This window comes from Pseudonocardia nigra, from assembly GCF_019396355.1.
GTDB classification, from domain to species: Bacteria; Actinomycetota; Actinomycetes; order Mycobacteriales; family Pseudonocardiaceae; genus Pseudonocardia; species Pseudonocardia nigra.
Map to the genome: position 1 here is coordinate 106,106 of NZ_JAHKRK010000002.1, position 22,791 is coordinate 128,896.

At 72.5% G+C, this 22,791-nt stretch carries 27 protein-coding genes; 17 read left to right on the plus strand and 10 right to left on the minus strand.

What is annotated here, in order from left to right; all coding sequences use genetic code 11:
• Positions 1–63 precede the first annotated feature (63 nt).
• The 5 genes from KME75_RS01170 to KME75_RS01190 all read left to right on the plus strand — a co-directional run bounded on the left by KME75_RS01170 (position 64) and on the right by KME75_RS01190 (position 4,553).
• The gene (locus KME75_RS01170; RefSeq protein ID WP_219412604.1) at positions 64–627 is read left to right on the plus strand and encodes a PadR family transcriptional regulator; all 564 of its coding nucleotides are present in this window, start codon (positions 64–66) and stop codon (positions 625–627) included.
• Entirely contained in the window at positions 627–2,423 is a 1,797-nt protein-coding gene (locus KME75_RS01175) for a sulfatase (RefSeq protein ID WP_219412605.1), read from the plus strand. Before KME75_RS01170 ends, KME75_RS01175 begins: the two co-directional genes overlap by 1 nt.
• Positions 2,424–2,512: 89 nt before the next feature.
• Positions 2,513–3,871: an MFS transporter gene (locus KME75_RS01180; protein WP_219412606.1), complete on the plus strand. Its 1,359-nt coding sequence runs from the start codon at positions 2,513–2,515 to the stop codon at positions 3,869–3,871.
• The gene (locus tag KME75_RS01185) at positions 3,868–4,233 is read left to right on the plus strand and encodes a YidH family protein (protein ID WP_219412607.1); all 366 of its coding nucleotides are present in this window, start codon (positions 3,868–3,870) and stop codon (positions 4,231–4,233) included. The genes KME75_RS01180 and KME75_RS01185 overlap by 4 nt, the downstream gene beginning before the upstream one ends.
• Complete coding sequence (locus KME75_RS01190; protein ID WP_219412608.1) at positions 4,230–4,553, plus strand: DUF202 domain-containing protein; 324 nt, start codon at positions 4,230–4,232, stop codon at positions 4,551–4,553. Before KME75_RS01185 ends, KME75_RS01190 begins: the two co-directional genes overlap by 4 nt.
• Positions 4,554–4,641: 88 nt before the next feature.
• Here the strand turns inward: KME75_RS01190 and KME75_RS01195 are convergent, their stop codons facing one another.
• Positions 4,642–5,517 carry a manganese catalase gene (locus KME75_RS01195; RefSeq protein ID WP_219412609.1) on the minus strand — a complete coding sequence of 292 codons (876 nt, stop codon included), beginning with the start codon at positions 5,515–5,517 and terminating at the stop codon, positions 4,642–4,644.
• A 197-nt stretch (positions 5,518–5,714) separates the two neighbouring features.
• On the opposite strand from KME75_RS01195, the gene KME75_RS01200 reads away from it, so the two are divergent.
• Together KME75_RS01200 and KME75_RS01205 are read left to right on the plus strand one after the other, a co-directional pair.
• Positions 5,715–6,290, plus strand: a complete 576-nt coding sequence (locus KME75_RS01200; protein WP_308282485.1) for a hemerythrin domain-containing protein — start codon at positions 5,715–5,717, stop codon at positions 6,288–6,290.
• A gap of 75 nt (positions 6,291–6,365) precedes the next feature.
• Positions 6,366–7,025 (plus strand): spermine/spermidine synthase domain-containing protein, encoded by a 660-nt coding sequence (locus KME75_RS01205; RefSeq protein WP_219412610.1) that lies wholly within the window; start codon positions 6,366–6,368, stop codon positions 7,023–7,025.
• A gap of 25 nt (positions 7,026–7,050) precedes the next feature.
• On the opposite strand, the gene KME75_RS01210 is transcribed toward KME75_RS01205, so the two are convergent.
• Genes KME75_RS01210 through KME75_RS01220 form a run of 3 tightly spaced genes read right to left on the minus strand, consistent with a single transcriptional unit; the run spans position 7,051 to position 8,718 of the window.
• The gene (locus tag KME75_RS01210) at positions 7,051–7,428 is read right to left on the minus strand and encodes a PIN domain-containing protein (RefSeq protein WP_219412611.1); all 378 of its coding nucleotides are present in this window, start codon (positions 7,426–7,428) and stop codon (positions 7,051–7,053) included.
• The gene (locus tag KME75_RS01215) at positions 7,425–7,667 is read right to left on the minus strand and encodes a hypothetical protein (RefSeq protein WP_219412612.1); all 243 of its coding nucleotides are present in this window, start codon (positions 7,665–7,667) and stop codon (positions 7,425–7,427) included. Before KME75_RS01215 ends, KME75_RS01210 begins: the two co-directional genes overlap by 4 nt.
• A 46-nt stretch (positions 7,668–7,713) precedes the next feature.
• Positions 7,714–8,718: a LacI family DNA-binding transcriptional regulator gene (locus KME75_RS01220; protein ID WP_219412613.1), complete on the minus strand. Its 1,005-nt coding sequence runs from the start codon at positions 8,716–8,718 to the stop codon at positions 7,714–7,716.
• A 169-nt stretch (positions 8,719–8,887) separates the two neighbouring features.
• On the opposite strand from KME75_RS01220, the gene KME75_RS01225 reads away from it, so the two are divergent.
• From KME75_RS01225 to KME75_RS01250, 6 genes are all read left to right on the plus strand, one after another.
• Positions 8,888–10,051 (plus strand): Gfo/Idh/MocA family protein, encoded by a 1,164-nt coding sequence (locus KME75_RS01225; RefSeq protein WP_219412642.1) that lies wholly within the window; start codon positions 8,888–8,890, stop codon positions 10,049–10,051.
• A 1-nt stretch (position 10,052) separates the two neighbouring features.
• On the plus strand, positions 10,053–11,060 hold the full coding sequence (locus KME75_RS01230; protein ID WP_219412614.1) for a sugar phosphate isomerase/epimerase family protein: 1,008 nt from the start codon (positions 10,053–10,055) through the stop codon (positions 11,058–11,060).
• A gap of 9 nt (positions 11,061–11,069) precedes the next feature.
• Positions 11,070–11,723 (plus strand): ThuA domain-containing protein, encoded by a 654-nt coding sequence (locus tag KME75_RS01235; RefSeq protein WP_219412615.1) that lies wholly within the window; start codon positions 11,070–11,072, stop codon positions 11,721–11,723.
• Positions 11,708–12,790 (plus strand): Gfo/Idh/MocA family protein, encoded by a 1,083-nt coding sequence (locus tag KME75_RS01240; protein WP_219412616.1) that lies wholly within the window; start codon positions 11,708–11,710, stop codon positions 12,788–12,790. Before KME75_RS01235 ends, KME75_RS01240 begins: the two co-directional genes overlap by 16 nt.
• 396 nt (positions 12,791–13,186) lie before the next feature.
• A complete protein-coding gene (locus KME75_RS01245; RefSeq protein ID WP_219412617.1) occupies positions 13,187–14,077 on the plus strand; it encodes a YihY/virulence factor BrkB family protein in 891 nt (296 codons plus the stop codon).
• A gap of 122 nt (positions 14,078–14,199) precedes the next feature.
• Positions 14,200–14,472, plus strand: coding sequence for a hypothetical protein (locus KME75_RS01250; RefSeq protein WP_219412618.1), 273 nt, complete (start codon positions 14,200–14,202; stop codon positions 14,470–14,472).
• 72 nt (positions 14,473–14,544) lie between these two features.
• Here the strand turns inward: KME75_RS01250 and KME75_RS01255 are convergent, their stop codons facing one another.
• The 6 genes from KME75_RS01255 to KME75_RS01280 form a co-directional block, all read right to left on the minus strand.
• Positions 14,545–14,736, minus strand: coding sequence for a PIN domain-containing protein (locus tag KME75_RS01255; protein ID WP_219412619.1), 192 nt, complete (start codon positions 14,734–14,736; stop codon positions 14,545–14,547).
• Between the two features lie 230 nt (positions 14,737–14,966).
• A complete protein-coding gene (locus tag KME75_RS01260; RefSeq protein WP_219412620.1) occupies positions 14,967–15,200 on the minus strand; it encodes a ribbon-helix-helix domain-containing protein in 234 nt (77 codons plus the stop codon).
• A 16-nt stretch (positions 15,201–15,216) separates the two neighbouring features.
• Positions 15,217–15,570, minus strand: coding sequence for a hypothetical protein (locus KME75_RS01265; RefSeq protein WP_219412621.1), 354 nt, complete (start codon positions 15,568–15,570; stop codon positions 15,217–15,219).
• Positions 15,552–17,003, minus strand: a complete 1,452-nt coding sequence (locus tag KME75_RS01270) for an Nramp family divalent metal transporter (RefSeq protein ID WP_219412622.1) — start codon at positions 17,001–17,003, stop codon at positions 15,552–15,554. The genes KME75_RS01265 and KME75_RS01270 overlap by 19 nt, the downstream gene beginning before the upstream one ends.
• Positions 17,004–17,029: 26 nt before the next feature.
• Entirely contained in the window at positions 17,030–17,491 is a 462-nt protein-coding gene (locus tag KME75_RS01275; RefSeq protein WP_219412623.1) for an RpiB/LacA/LacB family sugar-phosphate isomerase, read from the minus strand.
• A 13-nt stretch (positions 17,492–17,504) separates the two neighbouring features.
• Entirely contained in the window at positions 17,505–18,239 is a 735-nt protein-coding gene (locus KME75_RS01280) for a GntR family transcriptional regulator (protein ID WP_308282486.1), read from the minus strand.
• Positions 18,240–18,355: 116 nt separating this feature from the next.
• On the opposite strand from KME75_RS01280, the gene KME75_RS01285 reads away from it, so the two are divergent.
• The 4 genes from KME75_RS01285 to KME75_RS01300 are packed head-to-tail and all read left to right on the plus strand — an operon-like array spanning position 18,356 to position 22,667.
• Entirely contained in the window at positions 18,356–19,612 is a 1,257-nt protein-coding gene (locus tag KME75_RS01285; RefSeq protein ID WP_308282487.1) for a CaiB/BaiF CoA transferase family protein, read from the plus strand.
• A complete protein-coding gene (locus KME75_RS01290) occupies positions 19,609–20,580 on the plus strand; it encodes a tripartite tricarboxylate transporter substrate binding protein (protein WP_219412624.1) in 972 nt (323 codons plus the stop codon). The genes KME75_RS01285 and KME75_RS01290 overlap by 4 nt, the downstream gene beginning before the upstream one ends.
• Positions 20,577–21,137 (plus strand): tripartite tricarboxylate transporter TctB family protein, encoded by a 561-nt coding sequence (locus KME75_RS01295; RefSeq protein ID WP_219412625.1) that lies wholly within the window; start codon positions 20,577–20,579, stop codon positions 21,135–21,137. Before KME75_RS01290 ends, KME75_RS01295 begins: the two co-directional genes overlap by 4 nt.
• A gap of 3 nt (positions 21,138–21,140) precedes the next feature.
• Positions 21,141–22,667 (plus strand): tripartite tricarboxylate transporter permease, encoded by a 1,527-nt coding sequence (locus tag KME75_RS01300; protein ID WP_219412626.1) that lies wholly within the window; start codon positions 21,141–21,143, stop codon positions 22,665–22,667.
• Positions 22,668–22,791 lie beyond the last annotated feature (124 nt).

Sequence of the window (22,791 nt, forward strand, 5' to 3'; positions counted from 1 at the left end):
AGCGGCTCGAGCAGACCGTACAACACTTTTCACCTAGGTGCAGATTCACATAGGAGTGGACGGTTGAAGTTCGAGCACGTGCTGTTGGGCCTGCTCTCCATGCGCCCGTACAGCGGTTACGCGATCCGGCAGTGGCTGGAGACCGAGGGCCGGTTCCTGCGCTCGCGGGTGCACCTGAGCCAGATCTACCGGCTGCTCGGCCGGATGGTCGACGACGGGTGGGTCGAGTTCGAGGTCGACCCGCGGGAGGGCAGGCCGGACGCGAAGGTGTACCGGCTCACCACGGAGGGCCGTCGCGTGCTCCTGGAGTGGGTGCGGGGCCCGTACGAGCCGACGAGCCGGTTTTCCGACCCGGACTTCAGCGCGCGCTTCCTGTTCACGGCGGCGCTGGACCGGGACGCCGCGATCGAGCTGGTGAAGACCGAGCTGGTCTACCGGCGCAACCAGGTGGCCGGGAGCCGCGGCCGCGACCTTACGGTGCACCTCGAGGACCCGATCCCCGAGCTCGACCCGGAGCGCACGCAGCTCGCCGTCGACCTGACCCACGGCTACGGCCGCGACGCCGTCGACCACTGGATGGACTGGCTCGAGTCGACGCTGCGGCGTCTGGAAGGGGACGGCGCCTGATGCGGGCGATCATGGTCATGTTCGACAGCCTCAACCGGCGGATGCTGCCGCCGTACGGCTGCGACCGGGTGCACGCCCCGAACTTCGCGCGGCTCGCGCAGCGCAGCGTCACGTTCGACAACTGCTACGGCGGCAGCATGCCGTGCATGCCGGCGCGCCGCGAGCTGCACTCGGGCCGCTACAACTTCCTGCACCGCTCCTGGGGGCCGCTGGAGCCGTTCGACGACTCGATGCCGGAGATCCTGCGTCGCAGCGGCGTGTACACCCATCTCGTCAGCGACCACCAGCACTACTGGGAGGACGGCGGGGCCACCTACCACACCCGCTACTCCAGCTTCGAGTTCTTCCGCGGGCAGGAGGGCGACAAGTGGAAGGGCCACGTCGCCGACCCGCACCCGCCGGAGGACCTCAAGGCCCTCAAGCACGACCTGTGGCGCCAGGACTGGATCAACCGTGGCTACCTCGCCGACGAGGCCGACCACCCGCAGACCCGCACGTTCGACGCCGGCCTGGAGTTCCTCGCCACCAACGCCGACGCCGATCGGTGGTTCCTGCAGATCGAGACGTTCGACCCGCACGAGCCGTTCTTCAGCTACGCCGACCACAAGGCGCACTACCCGCACGACCACGCCGGCCCGCACTTCGACTGGCCCGACTACGGCAAGGTCACCCAGGACGCGGGGACCGTCGAGCACGCCCGGCTGGAGTACGCCGCCCTGCTGACCATGTGCGACCAGTCGCTGGGGCGCGTCCTCGACGCGATGGACGCCCACGACATGTGGGACGACACCCTGCTCATCGTCTGCACCGACCACGGCTTCCTGCTCGGCGAGCACGGCTGGTTCGGCAAGAACGTGCAGCCCTGGTACGACGAGACGATCCACACGCCGCTGTTCGTGTGGGACCCGCGCAGCCCGCGCGGCGGGGAACGCCGGGCCGAGCTGGTGCAGACGATCGACTTCGCGCCCACGCTCCTCGACTTCTTCGGCGTCGCGCCCACGCCGGACATGCAGGGCGCTCCCCTGCCGGTCGCCGAGACCACGGGCGGGCGCGACGCCGCCCTGTTCGGCATCTTCGGCGGCCACGTCTGCGTCACCGACGGGCGCTACGTCTACATGCGCGCGCCCCGCGATCCCGCGAACCAGCCGCTGCACGAGCACACCCTGATGCCCACGCACATGGTCGGGCACTTCAGCACCGCGGCGCTCGCGCAGGCCGAGCTCGCCGAGCCGTTCGCGTTCACCAAGGGGGTGCCGCTGCTGCGGGTGCCCGCCACCAGCTGGGTCAACCCGTGGACGTTCGGGTCGCTGCTGTTCGACCTCGCCACCGACCCCGACCAGCAGCATCCGCTCGTCGACGACGCGCTCGAGCAGCGGCTCGCCACCGCGCTGCGCGACCTGCTGGTGGCCACCGACGCCCCCGCCGACCAGTTCGCCCGCCTCGGGCTGCCCGCCGACGGCCCGATCGGCACCGAGCACCTGCTGGTTCGGGCGCAGCGGGCCCAGGCGGAGGCGGCGACCGAGCCCGTGCCGCCCGCCTCGTCGTTCCCCGCGTCCCGACTCGGCGTCACCACCCCGCTGCGGGACCTCCTCGCCGACGACCGGGCCAGGGAGGTGCTCGACCGGCACGCCGCCGCGCTGGTCGGCGGGCCGATCGCCGGGTTCGCCGGGGCGCTGCCCCTGCTGCAGCTCGCCGCGATGACCGTCGGGCTGTTGCCCGCTGCGCTGCTGCGCGCGATCGCCGACGACCTCGCCGCGCTCGACCCCGAGCTGCAGGAGACCACCACCGCGGTCTGACCGCACCCCACCACCGACCCGACGGACCAGGGAGGCCGCCGGGCCGGTGGCCCCTGCCCGGAAACGCCTCCCGCCACGAGGAGACAACGATGTCCACGGAGCAGGCCGTCCCGGCCGACCCCATCCCGCCCGCGAAGCCCTCCACCCCGAGCGCCCGCGGCCGCGGCCGCAACCTCACCGTCCTCGGCGGCTCGATGCTCGTCGACGGCGGCGAGTCCAGCATGATCTCCGGTCTGTTCCCGGTGATCCGGGCGAGCCTCGGGCTCTCCCTCGGCGCGCTGGGCATCCTCACCGCCGCCGCCCGCCTGATCGGCGTGGTGGCCGGCCCGGGGTGGGTGTGGCTCGCCCGCCGCACGAGCCACAAGGCGGTGCTCGTGATCGCCACCGGGTTCTGGGGGATCTGGGCGATCCTGGCCGGCCTGGCGCAGAACTTCACGCAGCTGGTCATCCTGTACACGATCTCCGCCGCGGGCGCCGCCGCAGGCCACGCGATCGTCCCGGAGATCATCGGCGACTCGTTCGACGACGCCAAGCGCGGCCGCGCCGTCGGGTGGCTCTACGGCGGCATCGCCGCGGGCGCCGCCGTGCTCGCCCCGCTGATCGGGCAGCTCGCCAGGGTCGAGGACGGCTGGCGCTACGGCTTCTTCATCGCCGGTGGCCTCAACGTCGTGTTCGGCCTGCTCATCTGGGCGTTCTACCGCGACCCCGGCACCGGCGCGGCGGAGGCCCAGCTGAGCGACCTGACCCAGGAGGCGCGCGACCGCGAGTCGAGGGTGACCTGGGCGAAGGTCCGATCGCTCTTCGGCATCCGCAGCTATGTGTTGCTCCTGATCTCCCGCCTGCTGAGCAGTCACCTGCTCGTCGGGGCGTTCGGCGTGGTACTGCTCGTGGACGCGTTCGGGTTCGACAACGCCGTCGCCGCCGCCGTCCTCGCCCCGTTCGGGATCGGCTACCTGGCCGGGACCTTCGCGGGCGGGCAGATCGCGGACCGGATGCACGCCCGCAGCCCGCTGCGGGGGCGCATCGCGTTCCTGCAGGTCGCCCAGGTGCTCTTCGCCGTCTTCGCCTACTTCGGCACCCAGGTCGGGTGGAACGCGATCTGGCCTTTCCTGGTGATGTTCGGGCTAATGGGCTTCGCGATGGGACTCAACCCGGGCGTCAACCGGCCGCTGGTCATGTCGGTTGTGCCGCCCGAGCTGCGCGGCGCCGCGTTCGCGGTGTACGTCTCCGTCGTGGAGTCGCTCGGGTTCGCCGTCTACACGCTGCTGGCCGGGTTCCTCGCCGAGGCGATCGGTCTGCAGGCGGTGTTCCTGTGGCTCGTCGTGGGGCTGATGACACTCAATGGCGCTTTCCTGGGCCTCCTGTACCGGCCCTACGCTCGCGACGTGACCAACATGGAGGCCGAGCTCGACCGGCGCCGCGCCCACGCGCTCGGGAACGACACGTGACGGAGCGGCGGCGGCCCCGCTGGGTCTACACGGCGGGCTCCGAGCCGGACCCCCGGTTCAGCCTCGCCAACGAACGCACGTTCCTCGCGTGGATCCGCACGGCGCTCGCCCTGCTGGCGGCAGCGGTCGCGGTCGACGCGCTGCGCGTCCCCGCCGACCCCCGCCTGCGCACCGCACTGGCCGTGGCGCTGGGGCTCGCCGGGCTCGTGCTGCCGGTGGTGGCTGCGCTGCGGTGGGCCGTCGCCGAACGAGCGCTGCGGGAGGAACGGCCGCTGCCCGGTGGGACGGTGGTGCCGCTGCTCGCGGTGCTGCTCGTCGCGGTGGCGGGCGGCGTCATCGCCGCGGCCCTGTCCGCGCCATGAGCGCGTCCCGGGACCGGGGCGCGCAGGCCGAGCGCACCGGGCTGGCCTGGGAACGGACGGCGGCGGCGCTGGGCACGGCCGCGATCGTCATCGGGCGCATCACCGCAGAGCGGCTGGGCGCCGTAGCCCTCGTCCTCGCCGGTGCGGGCGCTCTCGGCTGCGTCCTCCTGCTGGTCCGCGGCAGGCGCCGCGGTGCCCGTTGGGGAGCCGCTCTCACCGGTGGCCATCCCGGCCCGAGCGGCGACGCCGTCCTCGTCGCGGCCGGTGTGGTGATGCTGCTCGCCGGGCTGGAGGTGGCCCGCCTGCTCCTCGGCCCGTGACGAGATCACCCACGATCGGCCCCAGCAAGGTGGCTTTCCTACGGTGGTACCGCAGTAGAGCCACCGTGCTGCGGTTCTTCGGGACTCGTCAGCTGCTCTTCGTCGACTCCTGGGCGAGCGGCTGCATGTCCGGCGGCAGCGTGCCGAACAGGCGCGGGTCGCCGGGCTGCAGCTGCTGGCGGTCGTCGCTCTGGGGGCGCGGGTTCTCCTCGTAGGTGAACTCGCGGCCGCTGCCGTCGGGCATCGGCCCACGCGCCCAGCGGCCGTTGCCGGCCTCCGGGCCGTCGCTGCAGTTCATGTAGTTGTTGACGTTGTTCAGGTCCTGCTCCGACTCGTTCGGGTACGCCTCGGGCACCGGCAGGCCTCCCAGTCCGTCCTCCTTGAGCTGCTCGATCGCGGCCAGCCACTGCTGCTGGTGCATGTGGTCGCGGGCGAGGTTGAACCGCAGCATCTCCTTGACGCCCGGGTCGTCGGTCATGTTGTAGAGCCGGGCGACCTGCAGCCGGCCCTGCATCTCGGCGGTGGCATTGAGGTGGAAGTCGGCCATCAGGTTGCCCGACGACGTGGTGTAGGCGCCCACCCACGGCACGCCCATGCTGTCCTGGAAGTAGGCGCCACCACCGTTGGCGATCATGTGCTGGGTGTTGGAGCCGCCGTAGATCGCGGCCAGCGCCGGGTTGCTGTTCGCCGCCGCCTCCTGCACCGTCAGCGGCGCGCCCTCGTTCAGCCGCGCGATCATCACACACAGCATCTCGACGTGGGCCAGCTCCTCCGTGCCGATGCCCAGCAGCATGTCCTTGTACTTGCCGGGGAGCCGACAGTTCCAGCCCTGCTGGAGGTACTGCAGCGCCACCGTCAGCTCGCCCCACTTGCCGCCGAGCACCTCCTGCAGGCGGCGGGCGAACGCGGGGTCCGGGCCGTCGGGTTTGGCCTCGAACTGCAGCGTCTGGACGTGGTAGAACATCGCGCCTCCTCGTTGAGCGCCGGCCGTCGCCGACGCACTGGTGCCCAGGCTCACCGCCCCGCACGTCCTCCCTGGGCCTCGTCACGTCCTCGGCGGGCCGCCATCCGGCCCCACCGGGCCGACTTCGATCGGCAGCGGTTGTGCACGACCGATCCGGGTAACCGGCCCCGGATCAGCGACGTAGAGGAGAAGCTCCCGTGGACCACGCAATGCCCGGCAAGGACCAGAGCAACAAGCTGATGGACGCGATCGTCACCGATCACCGCGAGGTCGAGCAGATGTTCCGCGAGCTCGAGCAGGGCGTGCCGGAGCCGGCCGACCGCCGGGCACTCGTCGACAAGGTGATCATCGAGCTGGTGCGGCACTCCGTCGCCGAGGAACAGCTCCTCTACCCCGCGGCGCGCAAGCTCCTCCCCGACGGGGACGAGACCGCCGACCGGGAGCTCGCCGAGCACGCCGAGGCCGAGCGCACCATGGACCGGCTGCACGGCCTGGACGCAGAAAACCCCGAGTTCGAGCCGCTGCTGCGTCAGCTGATGACCGAGATCCGCGAGCACGTCCACGACGAGGAGTCGATGCTGCTGCCGCGGCTCACCACAGCCGCGGGGCTCGAGGGGACCAACCGGATGGGCAGCATGATCGAGGCCGCGAAGAAGGTGGCGCCCACCCGTCCGCACCCCGACGCGCCGGACACGCCCCCCGGCAACGTCATGAACTCCTTCACCGGGCTGGTGGACCGGATGCGGGACGCCTTCTCCGGTCGCGGCCGCTGACCGCGACGGGAGCCGCGACGGCGCGCCGATGCCGGACGTGCCGGCCCCCGGAGCACGGGGCGGCAGACTTCCGGCGTGGACGACGCGGAGATCGTCGAACGGACGGCGGGACACTGCGGCGAGCTCGTGCTGCTGCGCCGCGGGGGGCACCACGAGATCGTCGCCAACGGGGTGTTCCTCATGGACACCCGCGGCGGCGCCTCGGAGCGGCTGCTCGTCACGGCGGCCGCGGAGCGCACACCACCGCCGGGCCGCATGCTGATCGCGGGTCTCGGGGTCGGGTTCTCCCTCGCGGCGGCGCTCGCCCACCGGGCGGTCGGTGCGGTCACGGTCGTCGAGCGCGAACCGGCCGTGCTGCGCTGGAACCTCGGCCCGCTCGCCCCCCTGCACGGCGACGCGCTGCGCGACCCGCGCGTCCGGGTGCACGAGGCCGACGCCGTGGAGCTGATCGCCGACGCCGGCGCCGCGTCCTTCGACGCGATCTGCCTCGACGTCGACAACGGGCCGGACTGGGTCGTCACCCCCGGCAACCGCAGGCTCTACGACGACGGCGGGCTGGCCGCCGCGGCCCGGGCGCTGTCCCCGGGCGGGGTGCTGGCGATCTGGAGCGCCGCCCGATCCCCCGTGCTCGAGGAACGACTGGCCCGGCACTTCGCCGACGTCGAGGTACGGGAGGTGCCGGTCGCGCGCGGCGAGCCCGACGTGGTCGTGCTCGGCGTGCGCCCGCTGGATTGACCGGCGATGACCGGCGACCTCGTCCTCAGACGACGACGATGTCGAGACCGGCGTCGAGCGCCCGGATGTCGTCAGGATCGGACGTGACGACCTTCGCCCGCAGCCTCCGGGCCAGCCATGCGACGTGCGCGTCGGTGACGTCCGCGGCCCCGGACGCACCGAGCAGCGATCCCAGCTGGTAGGCGACCTCCTCGGAGAGCGGGTCGACGCGCACGGCGCGGGCTCGGATCAGCCGCATCACCGCGTGCTGACGAGGCGACCCGCGCCAGCACTGAGCGACGACGCCGGCCGGCACGAACGCGGTGCGCCGGCTCGCGTACAACTCGTCGGCCACTGCCAGCATGCGCCGATCACGGCGCTCGAGCGCGATCAGGGCTCCGGTGTCGAGCACGAGCACCGTCATGCGGGGTCGGCATCGCCGAGCACGGACCGGGCCCACCGGCGGTCCGCCTCCGAGATCCCACCCGCGTCCGCAATCATTTCGTCCAGTACCGCGCGCGTCTCGGCCCAGTCCGGTTCCCGCTCGGCGAGTTCCGTGAAGTACCCCGAGACACTCTCGGCGTGCCCGGACTCGACGGCACGCTGCGCCTTGGCCGCGACCTGCTCGGGGACGCTGATGGTGATCCGGGTCGTGCTGCTCATACACCAATCATACCTGACGCGTATCATTAGCGGGCCGGAGCGGTGGTCAGCTCGGCGGCGCTGTGCTGTCCCGCACGACGAGGGTGGTGGACAGCTCCACCCGGTCGCCGTGGGCGGGTTCGCCCCGGGTCAGGCGCAGCAGCAGCCGCACCGCCTCGGCCGCCATCTCCCGCACGGGCTGCCGCACGGTGGTGAGCCGCGGGGCCAGCCACAGCGCCTCGGGCAGGTCGTCGAAGCCGACCACGCTCAGGTCGTCGGGGATCCGCAGGCCCCGCTCGGCAGCGGCCTCGTACACCCCGCGGGCCAGCCGGTCGGAGCAGGCGAACACCGCGGTCGGGCGCTCCCGCGCGGACAGCAGGGCGCGGGCCTGTGCGAGCCCGCCCGCCCGCGTCCAGTCCGAGTGCCGCACCCAGGTCGCGCGGGCGCGCGCCCCCGCGGCGGCCAGCGCCGATCGGTAGCCGTCGAGCCGGGCACGGCTGTTGAGCTGGTCGGCCCGCCCCCCGATCGCGGCCACCCGCTCGTGCCCGAGCGACACCAGGTGCTCCACCGCCGAGTAGCCGCCGGCCCAGTTCGTGGTGCCGACGCTGGGCAGGCCCTGTGCCGGTTCGACGCCGGGGTCGAGGACGACCAGTTGCACCCCGGCCGCGGCGAGCCGGTCGCGCTGCGCCGGCGTCGGGTCGACGAGGGCGAGCACGGCGCCGGTCGCCCCGCGCGCGACGACCCGCTCGACCCAGTCGGGCCCGTCGCCCCGTTCGTCGCGCACCGACACCACCACCACGTCGGAGCCCGCCTCCGCGGCGGCGCGCTGCACGCCGCCGAGCACCCGGGTGGCCCACGACCCCTCCACGCCGTCGAGCACCAGTTCCACGAGCCCGGAGGGCGCGACGGACTCGGCGGGGCGGCGGCGCTCGTAGCCCGCGGCGGTCAGCAGGTCCAGCACCCGGGCGCGCGTGCCCGCGGAGACGTCGCTGCGGCCGTTGAGCACCTTGGACACCGTGGGCACGGTGACGCCCGCGGCGGCCGCGATGTCGGCGAGCGTGGTTCGCGGCATGCCCCATCCTGGCGGAAGGCAGGATAGTTGCGCAACTTCTTGGCCGAATTTCGGGCGTTGACCTTTGTCCTCGAGCTTGTGACACTGACACCCGGCGCCCTGGCGGCGCAAGTATTGCGCAACTTCAGGTGCGGGATGTGGTGCAGTGGACGGGCAGATCCGCGTCGGCATGGTGGGGCACGCGTTCATGGGGCGGGCCCACTCGCAGGCGTGGCACACGGTCGGCCGGGCGTTCGACCTCCCCCTGCGGCCGGTCACCGCGGCGATCGCCGGGCGCAACGAAGCCGCCCTCGCCGAGGCCGCGGACCGGCTCGGCTGGGAGTCGACCGAGACCGACTGGCGCCGCCTCGTCGAGCGTGACGACATCGACCTCGTCGACATCTGCTCGCCGGGCGACACGCACGTCGAGATCGCGCTCGCGGCACTCGCCGCGGGCAAGCACGTGCTGTGTGAGAAGCCGCTGGCCAACACGGTCGCCGACGCCGAGCGGATGACGGTGGCGGCCGAGGCCGCCAGGGCACAGGGCGTGCGCTCGATGGTGGGCTACAGCTACCGGCGCACGCCGGCGCTGGCGCTCGCCCGGCAACTGGTCGCCGACGGGCGGATCGGCGACATCCGCCACGTCCGCGCCGCCTACCTGCAGGACTGGATCAGCGACCCGGAGTTCCCGCTGGTCTGGCGGCTCCAGAAGGACCTGGCCGGCTCCGGCGCGCTCGGCGACATCGGCTCGCACATCGTCGACCTCGCCCAGTTCCTCACCGGGCAGCACATCACCGGTGTCAGCGCCCTGACCGAGACGTTCGTGAAGGAGCGGCCGCTCCCCAGCGCGTCGGCGGGGTTGTCGGCCACGGGCGGGACCGAGCGGGGTGACGTCACCGTCGACGACGCAGCCCTGTTCCTCGCCCGGCTCGACGGCGGCGCCGTCGCCACGTTCGAGGCCACCCGGTTCGCGCTCGGGCGCAAGAACGCCATGCGCATCGAGATCAACGGCTCCCGCGGGAGCCTCGCCTTCGACTTCGAGTCGATGAACGAGCTGCAGTTCTTCGACGGCACCGGGCCGGCCGAGGACGCCGGGTTCCGCCGGATCCTCGCCACCGAGCCCGATCACCCGTACCTGTCGGGCTGGTGGCCGCCCGGCCACGGTCTGGGCTACGAGCACACGTTCACCCACCAGGCCAAGGACATGGTCGAGGCGATCGCGGCGGGCACCGACCCGGCGCCGAGCTTCGCCGACGGGCTGCGGGTGCAGCGGGTGCTCGACGCCGTCGAACGCAGTGCCGCCGCGTCCTCGACCTGGACGCCCATCGCCTGTACCGCCGCAGAGGGGGACTGACATGCCACGTCCGGTCACGCTGTTCACCGGCCAATGGGCCGACCTGCCGTTCGAGGAGGTGTGCCGGCTCGCCGCGGAGTGGGGTTACGACGGGCTGGAGATCGCCTGCTGGGGCGACCACTTCGACGTCCACCGCGCCCTCGCGGAGGACGACTACGTCGCCGGGCGGCACGAGATCCTGAAGCGGCACGGGCTCGCCGTGCACGCGATCTCGAACCACCTCGTCGGCCAGGCCGTCTGCGACGCGATCATCGACGAGCGGCACCAGGCGATCCTGCCCGCGCGGATCTGGGGCGAGGGCGACGCGGAAGGCGTGCGGCAGCGGGCCGCCACCGAGCTCGCCGACACCGCCCGGGCCGCCGCGAAGCTCGGTGTGCACACCGTCGTCGGGTTCACCGGCTCGCCGATCTGGCACCTGGTCGCGATGTTCCCGCCGGTGCCCGAGTCCATGATCGAGCGTGGGTACGCCGAGTTCGCCGAGCGCTTCCACCCGATCCTCGACGTGTTCGACGAGGTCGGCGTCCGCTTCGCCCACGAGGTCCATCCCAGCGAGATCGCCTACGACTACTGGTCGACGGTGCGCACGCTGGAGGCGATCGGGCACCGCGAGGCGTTCGGGCTGAACTTCGACCCGAGCCACTTCGTGTGGCAGGACCTCGACCCCGTCGGGTTCCTGTGGGACTTCAAGGACCGGATCTACCACGTCGACTGCAAGGAGGCGACGAAGCAGCTGAACGGCCGCAACGGCCGGCTGGGCTCGCACCTGCCGTGGGGCGACCCGCGCCGAGGCTGGGAATTCGTCTCCACCGGACACGGGGACGTGCCGTGGGAGCCGGTCTTCCGGATGCTCAACGCGATCGGCTACGACGGGCCGATCTCGATCGAGTGGGAGGACGCCGGTATGGACCGGCTGTACGGCGCGCCCGACGCGCTGGCCTTCGTCCGCGCGCTCACGAAGATCGAGCCGTCCGCCGCGTCGTTCGACGCCGCCTTCAGTTCCGGGAGCTGATCAGCGAACATGCCCACCGCACTCGTGGTGCGCGGCGGCTGGGAGGGCCACTCCCCCGTCGAGACCACCGACAGCTTCGTCCCGTTCCTCGAGAAGTCCGACCACGAGGTCGTGCTGTCCGACACCCTCGACAGCTACCTCGACGCCGACCTGATGGGCCGCGTCGACCTGGTCGTCCAGTGCTGGACGATGGGCACCATCAGCAAGGAGCAGCTCGCGGGGCTGCGCGGGGCCGTCGAGAACGGCGCCGGGCTCGCCGGCTGGCACGGCGGGATCGTCGACGCGTTCCGCAGCGCCAGCGACTACCTGCAGATGACCGGCGGCCAGTTCGCCTGCCACCCGCGCGACTTCGTCGACCACACCATCGAGGTGGTGCCCGAGAAGACCGATCACCCGATCGTCGCCGGGATCTCGACCGTCACGCTGCACACCGAGCAGTACTGGATGCTCACCGACCCGGCCAACGAGGTGCTCGCCACCACCACGACGGCCTCGCTGCCCGGCGACCCGTGGAGCGAGCCCGTGGTCTCCCCCGCGGTCTGGACGCGCACCTGGGGGGCCGGACGGATCTTCGTCTGCACCGTGGGTCACAAGCCGGAGGATCTCGACGTGCCCGAGATCCGCAGCATCGTCGAGCGGGGGCTGCTGTGGGCGAGCCGCTGAACGTAGGCGTAGTCGGGCTGGGCAAGATCAGCGCGGCGTACCTGACGACGCTCGCGCGGCTACCGGAGCTGCAGGTCACGGCGCTGGCCGACCGCGACCCGGCCCGCGCCGACGCCGCCGTCGCGCTCGCGCCCGACGCCCGTGCGGTGCCCGTCGAGGAGCTGCTCGCGGCCGACGACGTGGACCTCGTCCTGAACCTGACGGTCCCCGCCGCACACGCCGAGGTGGCGACGGCGGCGCTCGCCGCGGGCAAGCACGTCTACGGCGAGAAGCCGCTCGCGATGACGGTCGCCGAGGCCCGCGGCGTGCTCGCCGGTGCGGACGGGCGCCGGGTCGGCTGCGCGCCCGACACCGTGCTCGGCACGGGGACGCAGACCGCGGCCGCCGCCGTCCGGGACGGGCGGATCGGCGCGCCGATCGCCGCGACCGCCGTCTTCAGTTCGGCGGGACCGGAGGTGTGGCATCCCGACCCCGAGTTCTACTACCTGGCGGGTGGCGGCCCGCTGCTGGACATGGGCCCGTACTACTTCACCTCGCTGATCCACCTGCTCGGCCCGGTGGAGCGGGTGATGGGCGCGGCCACGAGGTCCCGGCCCACCCGCACGATCGGCAAGGGGTACCGGGCGGGCACCGAGTTCCCGGTGGAGGTCGACACGCACGTCACGGGGGTGCTCGTGCACACCTCCGGGGCCATGACCACGATCACCACGAGCTTCGACGTGGTCGGGTCCGACCAGCCGCGGATCGAGGTGCACGGTGCGGACGGCTCCCTGTCGGTGCCCGACCCGAACCGGTTCGACGGCGACGTGAAGCTGCGCCGCCGCGGGGACGACGGGTGGACGGTGCTGGAGCCGGCGGCGGGCTACCGCGACGCGGCCCGCGGCGTCGGGGTGCTCGACCTCGCCGATGCCCTCGCCGCCGGGCGGCCGCACCGCGCGTCGGCGGAGGTGGCGCTGCACGTCCTCGACGTCATGCAGACCCTGCTCGAGGCCGGGCACGCGCAGGCGAGCCTGCCGGTCACGACGAGGTGCGAACAGCCCGAGCCGGTGCCGTTGACCCCGCTGTGAACTGCGCGAACGGCGCTTTCGCGCGCTAGGTGAGCTAGGACCGAAGAAGTCGGTAAGAACGAGTCAAGTTTGGCCATCGCGAGCCGAGACTCAGGGGCGTAATGTGCTCCATGCTCGCTCCACAGCGCAACGACAGCGCACGTGACCTGCATAAACGCACTTCGCGTCGTGGTCAACATATCTAGGCGTAGCGAGTGGTGGCGGTCGGCCGCAGTGACCGCGGGTCCCTGCGTGAGCCTGCTCGGAAACCGGAAACCGACCACCGCATGGCTCGTCGGGCTGGGGCGCAGCCCCGGTTAGGTTTGAGCGAAAGTGCCGTTCGCGCAGCGGGGTTCGCGCGCCGTGAGCGGGTAGTCCGGGGCCGACCCCGTTCCCGAGCCTCCGGGAGGAGCGCGCGTGCTCCGACGGATCGCCTTCGCCCGGCGCGGGATACTGCGCCGGCTCTGGACCGTCGTCCGCCGGGTGGCCGCCGAGAGCAACGAGGACCGGCTGCTCGGGCTCGCCGCCGAGACGGCGTTCTTCGCGGTGCTGAGCATCTTCCCCGGGCTGCTGATCGCGGCGGGCCTGCTGAGCGTGCTCGACGTGTTCGTGGGCGCCGACCTCGCCGCGGGCGCGCGGGAACAGGTCGTGAGCGCGCTCGACCTGCTGCTCACCGAGGAGGCGTCCGGCGCCGTGGCGTCGGTGGAGGCGCTTTTCGCCGAGAGCCGGGGCAGCCTGCTCACCTTCGCGACGCTCGGCGCGCTCGTGACGCTCTCCGGCGCCTTCGGCGTGGTGATCAACGCCCTGAACCTGGCCTACGACACCGCCGAGCGCCGGTCCTGGCTACGGCGCAGGCTCCTCGGCCTGGCCATGGGCGTCGCCACGATGGTCGCCGTGGTCCTGGCACTGGCCGTCCTCGTGGTGGGCCCCTTCCTCGGCAAGGGCGCCGACCTGGCCGATCTGGTGGGCCTCGGCCCGGTCTTCACGTTCGCCTGGGACGTGCTGCGCGTGCCCGTCCTCTTCGCCGGGCTCGTGCTGTGGGCCGCCGCGCTGTTCCACTTCGCCCCGAGCGACCACCCGGGGTGGCGGGCCTGCCTGCCCGGGGCGCTCGCGACGGCGGTGCTGTGGATCGTCGCGAGCCTCGGTTTCCACCTCTACCTGGCCGTGGTCGCCGGCGGAAATCCCGTGCTCGGCGCGTTCGGCGGCGGGGTGATCGTCATGACCTGGGTGTACCTGCTCAGCCTCGGCCTGCTGCTGGGCGGCGAACTGAACGCGACGCTCGCCCGCTCCGGTCGGCGGGTGCGGTAGGCGCCGAGGGCGCTCGTTCTCGCGATCGTCGAACAATCCCCCTGGTCGCCGCGGCCGGTCCTGCTGTCGCCACCAGTCCTCCCGTGAAACCTCCATCCATCGGTCTGGGTCCTGCTCGGGTGGTGGCCGTCGCGCTCCGGGCCGTCCCGACGATGGCGACCAAGCACCCGACCGCGGGCGTGCCGCCGCGCAGTACCGACAAGCTGCGCGCCGCCCTGCTGGCGCTCGACGCGCCGTGCGAGGGCGAGGACGCCCGGTTCGGCATCGGCCGGTCGGTCGCGGAGCGCTTCGGCGCCAGCGGCTGGCTGCTCGCGCTCCCGATCGTCGGGCTCGGCATCGCTGGGCACGACGATCGCCGTGCGGGGCGCCGCCGCACGGCCCGCCGGGCCGGATGACCACCGGCCGGTGCGCTCCGCGGAACGTGGTTGCGGTGAACCGCGTTCCGCGGAACGCACATCGGTGAGACGTCAGCCGGTCAGCGGGTTGAACCAGCGCAGGCCGTCGAACCGGGCGAAGTCCGTGTCGGCGGAGCACACGCCGACGCCGTGCTCCAGGGCGAGCGCGGCCAGGTGCACGTCGGGAATCGCCGTCGAGCGGAGCTGGTGCCCGGTGATGAGCTGCCCGAGCACGTCCGCGTGCCGTTCAGCGGGAGCCGGCACCCATGCGGCGGGGTCGTTCAGCCACGCCCTCCCCGTGCCCAGGCTTCATCGGGCGGCAACGGCCGCTCGAAGGCGCGGGGATTCGTCCTGATCCGGACGAAGGCGAGCAACGACGGCCACGGAAGGCCGATGCGCACCGGACCGTTCAAGGCTCGGTGAGCCAGCGCTCTGCGGGTGCGTGTGTGGGCTCGATCGGACCTCGGCGAAGAGCAGGACGTTCACATCGACGATCACCCCGCGGTCGATCCGTCCAGGAGATCCAGAACGTCGGCGACGTTGGTGAGGTCGAGGCGGGCGCCCCCGGACGACGTCTGTTGGACGAAGCGCGGCTTCGGGACGGCGCCGTGGGCGAGACCGGCACGGGCCAACTCGTTGAGCGCCGCGCTGACACCGAGGCCTCGGTCCTTCCGCAACTGCTCCACAGCCGCCGCGACGTCGTCGTCCAGGTCGACCGTGGTACGCACGGGGCCGATCGTAGCTTCATGATGAGGGCTGGGGCGCATCATGATGCGTGACCCGGGCCCGGTGCGCCGAGTACACCCCCAGCGCGGCCAGCACGAGCGCGAGCGGCGGGAACCAGAACACCGCGGCACACGCCAGCGCGAGGTTGGCCACGGCGAGCCGCACCCACCCCCGCCGAGCCGGGTCGTCCGCGCCGGCCTGCACGCGCGCGCCGCCACCCCCGCGCAGCGCCGGCGCGAGGTGCGCCAGCGCGACCGCGGCGAACAGGGTCGCCCACAGCGGCTCCCCGTCGGTGAAGCGCCACACCGACAGCACCGCGAAGCAGGCCGCGGCCAGGGCCGCACCCGGGTGACTCAGGCGAACAGCTGCCACGTCGACACCACCCCGAGGACGGTCAGCAGGATCCCGGACAGCACGACCCACCACCGGCCCGCCCGCGACAGCCGGTAGGCCGGGGGCAGGACCTTGTGCTCGGTCCAGACGATCGCCAGGCAGAACAGGCCCGAGGTGAGCAGCCCGCCGAGCACCGACGCGGGCGTCACGATCACCACCAGCTCACCGACCGTCCAGACCAGAGCGAGGCTCGCGACCAGGATGTAGAGGTACATCCACGGCCGCGTCCCGCGCGGCCCCGCCCCGCGCACCCTGGCGAAGACCGGGGAGAGCGTCTCGTAGGCGGTGTAGGTGTAGAGCTCCCAGAACGCGTAGAGCGAGCCGAAGAACGCGAAGAACACCGCGACGTAGTAGAGGTACTCGAGCGTCGGGTGCACGGCGGTGAGGAACTGGGCCTGGAACGTGAGCGTGTCGTTGCCCGCCGGGACGATCTGCTCCTCCGCCAGCAGCGCCGCTCCGTTGATCATGAACATGGACGCGAAGACGACGATCGCGGCGAACGACAGCACGGTGTCCCCCAGCGGGGCCCTGCTCCACGCCCTGGCCCGCGCGACCTGCTCGGCGTCCTCTGCCAGGGGCAGCCGCGACCCCCGCGGCAGCGCCGCGAGCCGCTCGGCCATGCCCGCCTGGTCGGGCCGTCCCAGCAGGCCCCACTTCTTCTCCCGCAGCATCCCCGCGTAGCCGATGTAGTCGTAGGTGCCGCCGCCGATCGCGCCGAGGTACACCGCGAGCTCGAGCCACACCGACCGCTGTGCGATCTCCGGGTACGCGCCGGCGACCCACCCGTGGTACTCGGGGACGCCCGGCAGCAGCCCGCCGAGCGCGGCGAGCCAGTCCGGCTGCAGCACCACCACGCTGATCGCGATCGCGATCAGCATGAACCCGACGACGACCGTCTGCGCCTTCTCCAGCCGCTGGTAGCCGCCGAACCAGGCCAGCAACCCGGAGAGCACGATGAGCGCCGTCGCCCACGCCGCCCCGGTGCCGACGGCGGTGATCGACGCCATCAGGTCACCGAGCCCGACCCCCAGCCCGCCGACCCACGACGGGATGGCCGCGATCGACACTGCGCCCATGAGCAGCGGGAACCAGCCGCGCGGGCCACGGAACAGCGTGGTCCAGCGCGCCATCGGGTGCTCGCCCGCCACCACGGTGTAGCGGTTGAAGGAGTAGGCCAGCGCCGCCTTCGCCGCGGCGGAGACGAGGAACGCCCACAGCAGGGCGTAGCCGAACAGCGCACCGCCGCGGGAGGCGAACACCATCTCGCCGCTGCCGATGTTGGCCGAGGCCACGATCGCGCCCGGCCCCAGCACCGACAGTGCGGTGACGAGCGTGAGCCTGCGCCGCAGCTTCGGCGGCGGCTCCGGATAGGTGAGGAATTCGGTCGTGCCGGTCTCGGCGGGCTTCGCCATGTCCGCTCCTTCGCGGTGACGTGTGCTCAGGCCGGTTCGGTGGCCATCTCCCGTTCCATGTCGTGCAGCATCTGCACGCGGCGGCGGCAGTCCGGGTCGGTGCTGAACCTCGCCGCGAGGAACTCCTCGAGCACCTGCGTGGCGATCGCCGGGCCGACGAGCCACGCCCCGAGGCACACGACGTTGACGTCGTCGTGCTCGACGGCCTGCCGTGCGGTGTAGGTGTCGTGGGCGACCGTCGCCCGGATCCCGGCGATCTTGTTCGCGGCGATGGCCGCCCCGACGCCCGTGCCGCAGACAAGCACGGCGCGGTCGGCCTCACCCGCGCGCAGTGGCGCGCTCACCGCCTTCGCGATGTCGGGGAAGTCGACCGGCTCCGCGCTGTGCGTGCCGACGTCGCGGACCTCGTGGCCCAGGCCCTGGAGGACGGACCGGACGTGCTCCTTGAGGGGGAAACCCGCGTGGTCGTTGCCGAGGACGATGCGCATGCGCTGCTCCTGATCATCGGTTCTCCTGCTGCCGCACCGACTCCAGCCAGGCCAGCGACTCGGGCGAGCCGCCGGGGAAGGTGTCGCCCGCGTCCAGCAGGAACGTGCGGTCGCCGTGGTGGGCCAGCTCGTGATGGACGGCTGCGGTGTCGCCGCGCTCGACCAGCTCGAGGATCCGCCGGTGCCGCTGCGCGTCGCCGAGCAGCGTCTCCCGGCTCCGGCGGGCCTGGCGGTTCATCGCCATGCACAGGCGCAGCTGCAGCGCCAGCGCGCGGTAGGCCTCCTCGAGCCTGCGGTGGCCGGCGAGGCCCACGACGGCGAGGTGGAACGCGAACCCGCGCTCGGTGACGGCCGCGGGGTCGCCGTCCTGCGCGGCGCGTTCGAGCGCGGCGTACGCCTCCCGGCAGCGGTTGATGCGCTCCGGCGCCCGGCACGGGACGCCGAGGTCGACGGCCAGGCGCTCGAGGTCGTGGCGCAGGGTGAAGATCTCGTAGACGTCGTGCAGCGTGAGCGGCGTGACCACCGCGCCGCGCCGCGGGGTCCGCACGATCAGCCCCTCCTGCTCCAGCACCGCCATCGCCTCCCGCAGCGGGGGCTTGCTGACGCCGAGCGACTCGATGAGGTGGTTCTCGACGACGCGGTCGCCCGGCTGCAACTCGCCGCTGAAGATCATGTTCCGCAGCGCCGACGCCGCGAGCTGCGTGATGCTCGGCGGCGACTCGATGCGCCGAGGCGACGGGGCGGACACGGAGGTTTCGTCTCCTTCCGATCGAGAAGAACTTGCGGCTGCCTCTTGCCCGAGGACTACGGACGTCTGTAGACAGTAATCCACCTCACAGCGGTAGCAACACTTCGGAGGCGTGCGTGACGGTCCGAGACAGCAGCCCTCCCCTCGCCGGGATCACCGTGCTGGAGGTCGGCGCCTTCATGGCGGCGCCCTTCGCGACCATGCAGCTCGCCGATCTGGGCGCCACCGTCCTCAAGATCGAGGTGCCCGGCGCAGGCGACCCGGTCCGCGCCACCGGGCCGTTCGTGCACGGGGAGAGCTCCCCCTTCGTGCGGCTCAACCGCAACAAGCACTCCGTCGCCCTCGACCTCAAGTCCGCGAAGGGCCGGGAGGCGTTCCTGCGGCTGGCGGCGTCGGCCGACGTGCTGGTGGAGAACCTGCGGCCGGGCGCGATGCGCAAGCTTGGGCTCGACTACGAGAGCCTGCGTCCCACCGCCCCGCGGCTGGTCTACGCGTCCGCGTCGGGGTGGGGCCAGGACGGCCCGCTCGCGGCGCTGCCCGGACTCGACATCATGGCCCAGGCCCGTGGCGGCCTGATGAGCATCACCGGCACCCCGGAGGGCGACCCGACGAAGATTGGCGTCCCGATCTGCGACCTGGTCTGCGCGCTCTACGTCGCGCTCGCCGTCACCGCCGCGCTGCGCGAGCGCGACCGCACCGGCGAGGGCCAGCACATCGACGTCTCGCTGCTCGAGTCCGGCGTGTCCTTCGCGATCTGGGAGGCGGGCAAGTACTTCGCCACCGGCGAGGTGGGCAGGCCGCTGGGGTCGGCCCACCAGAGCACAGCCCCCTACCAGGCGGTGCGCACGTCCGACGGGTTCGTCACGATCGGTGCCGTCACCCCGAAGACGTGGACCGGGCTCTGCGACGTGCTGGGGCTCGCCGCGCTGCACGCCGACGACCGCTACGCCGACGCCTTCGCCCGGCACGCCCACCGCGAGGCCCTGATCGCCGCGATCGAGGACGTCACCCGGAGCTGGACCAGCGCGAAGCTCGTCGACGCCCTCGACGCCGCCGGTGTCCCGTGCGCCCCGATCGCCGACTACGCCCAGGTGTTCACCGACGACCACCTGACCGAGCGGAACTACTTCTGGGACGCGCACCACCCCGTCGCGGGCGAGGTGCGCCAGCTCGGTTCGCCGATGCGCTTCTCGCGCACACCCGCCGTGCGGGCCGCCGCGGGGCCGGTGCTCGGCGACGGCACCCGCGACGCACTGCGGGCCGCCGGCTACTCCGAGGACGAGATCCGCGACCTGGTCACCGACGGCGCCGCCGCCATCGATGGCGGCGCCCCACCCGCGCCCCGCACCACCGAGAGGGAGGACCCGGCATGAGGACTCGAGCAATGCCACTGGCGGCCGGCACGCTCGCGCTCGCGCTCGCGGTGGCGGGCTGCGGCGGCGACGGCAGTGCCGCGGAGACCGGCTCGTGGCAGCCGGACGGCGACGTGACGATGGTCGTGCCGTTCTCCCCCGGCGGCGGCAGCGACCGGGCGGGCCGCGCGCTGGCCGCCGCCATCGAGGCCGCCGCGCCCGAGGTCGGCGTCAGCGTGGAGAACCGCGAGGGCGGCTCCGGCGCCGTCGGGTACTCGTACTTCCTGGGTCAGGAGGGCGACGCGGAGACGCTGCTCGCCACCGAGACGGCGCTGCTGGCGTTGCCGGCGAGCGGCAACGTCGAGTTCACCTACGAGGACTTCACCCCGATCACGAAGATCGCCGAGGACTTCACCCTGCTCGTCGTGCCCGCGGCATCGCCGCACACCACCTGCACCGACGTGGTCGACGCTGCCCGCGCCGGGCGTGTGGTCGCCGGGATCAGCGGCGCCGCCGGGCTGGACAACATCGTTCTGAGCCTCACCGAGAACGAGACCGGCGCCCAGTTCGACCGGGTGGCGTTCGAGTCCGGTGGCGAGCTCATCGCGGCCCTGCTGGGCGGACAGATCGACATCGCCTCCCTGAACCCGGGCGAGGTGATCGGGCAGCTGGAGTCCGGCGACCTCAAGGCGCTCTGCGCGTTCGCCGAGGAGCGCTACGACTACGGCGCGCTGCAGGACATCCCGACCGCGACCGAGCAGGGCATCCCCGTCTCGTTCGCACAGTTCCGCGGCGTGCTCGCCCCCGGCGGGATCACCGAGGAGCAGACGCAGTACTGGGTCGACACGATGCAGAAGGTGCTGGAGACCGAGGAGTACCGCACCTACGTCGAGGAGAGCTACCTGCAGCCGATCACGGCGTCGGGCGCGGAGTTCGTGCAGTACCTCGAGCGCAACCGGGCGCTGCTCGAGGAGGCGCTGGCGCAATGACGGGGCTCGCGAACGAGTCGACGGCGATGCGTTCCGGCCCGGGGTCCCCGCGCGCAGCGATCGGGGAGGTCGTCGCCTTCGGCGTGCTGACCGTCCTCGGCGCGGCGGTGTTCGCCTCCTCCTTCGGCTACGGCCTCTTCGGCGAGGGCGGTCGGGTGGGACCCGGGCTCCTGCCCATGGTGTGCGGGCTGCTGCTCGCGCTGCTCGCCGGCGGGCAGCTGCTGGCCCGGCTCCGTCGCCGGTCGGCCACCCCGGCACCGGAGCGGCCGGCCGGGGAGGACGTCGACGTCCTCGGCCGGACGGCCGCGTACCGGGTCCGGCAGCTGCGGACGGTCGTCGTCGCCCTCCCGGTGACGGTCCTGCTCGTTCCGCTCATCGGGTTCCTGCCGGCGTTCGGGCTGCTCGTGCTGTTCGTCTCCGCGGTGGTGGAGCGGCGCAGGCCGGTTCCTGCGCTGCTCGTCACCGTGATCGCCGTGGCCGTCGTGTACGGCGTCTTCGGCGTGTTCCTCGACGTCCCGCTGCCCACCGGGGTCGTCGGCGACCTGGTCGAGGGCTGAGCCGTGCTCGAGAACCTCGTGCTCGGCTTCTCGACCGCCCTGTCGGTCGAGAACCTCCTGTGGTGCTTCGTCGGGGTGCTCATGGGCACCGTCATCGGCGTGCTGCCCGGCCTCGGCTCCACCACGGGCGTGGCGATCCTGCTCCCGCTGACCCTCGGGCTGGAGCCGGTCACCGCGCTCATCATGCTGGCGGGCATCTACTACGGGGCCCAGTACGGCGGCACGATCACCTCGGTCCTGATCTCGACGCCCGGCGAGGCGGCCACCGTGGTCACCACCCTCGACGGCTACCAGATGGCCCGCCGCGGCCGCGCGGGTGCGGCGCTCGCGATCTCGGCCATCGGGTCGTTCGTCGCGGCGATCATCTCGCTGGTGCTGCTGATGGCGCTCGCTCCACCGTTCGCGGAGTTCGCGTTGCGCTTCGGGCCGCCGGAGATGCTCGCGGTGATGCTGCTGGGCCTGGCGACCATCGTCAGCTTCTCCGGGGAGAACAAGGTCCTCGGGACGACGATGGCCGTCCTCGGGCTGGTCATCGCGATGGTCGGGGTGGACACCGGCAGCGGCGTCGCCCGCTTCACTTTCGGCTCGGTCGATCTGCTGTCGGGCATCCCGTTCGTCGAGGTGATGATCGGGCTGTTCGCCGTGGGCGAGGTGCTGCACCAGATCCGGGAGGGCGCTGCCGCGCCGATCCGCGCGCGGTTCCGCGACCTGATGATCAGTCGGCGGGACCTCGCCCGCTCCGGCGGCCCGATCCTGCGCGGCAGCGGCCTGGGGTTCCTGTTCGGGTGCCTGCCCGGCGCCGGGTCCACGCTGGCGTCGTTCATGGCCTACGGGATCGAGAAGCGGGTGTCCCGGCACAAGGACGAGTTCGGCACCGGCGCGATCGAGGGGGTGGCCGCTCCGGAGAGCGCCAACAACGCGGCGGCCAACGCGAACTTCGTCCCCACGCTCACGCTCGGCGTGCCCGGCGGCGCCACGACGGCGGTGCTGCTGGGCGCGTTCGCGATCTACGGCATCCAGCCGGGGCCGCTGCTGTTCGAGCAGCAGCCCGCGCTGGTGTGGGGGCTGCTCGCCTCGTTCTTCCTCGGCAACCTCATCCTGCTGGTGCTCAACCTGCCGCTCGCGCCGGTGTTCGCCCAGCTGCTGCGGGTGCCCTACGGCTACATGTACCCGCTGATCCTCTTCACGAGCGTCGTCGGGGCGTACTCGATCTCCAACAACCTGTTCAGCGTGTGGGTCGTGCTGGTGTTCGGCGTCATCGGCTACGCGATGAAGCGGCTGAACCTCCCGATGGCCCCCCTCGTGCTGGGCCTCGTGCTGGGGCCCCTGTTCGAGAAGGCGCTGGTGCAGACCTCGGCGATCGGCGACGGCAACCTGCTGATCGTCCTCACCCGGCCGCTGTCGCTGGTGGTACTCGTGCTCGCGGTGCTGCTGCTCGCCGGGCCGGCCGTCGTCGGGCGGTTGCGGCGCGGCAGGCGGCCGGTGGCCGCGCTGCGCGAGGAGGTGGCGCAGCGGGAGCGCAACGGTTAGGGCGTGTCTGGTGGATCAGGGTCGATGGGATTCGTGATCCAGATTGCTCCTGGCAAGGCGGAGGCCCGAGCCGTCGTACTGGCGTACCCGGTCGGGCCGACAACGCCGCCAGGGGCGATCTGGG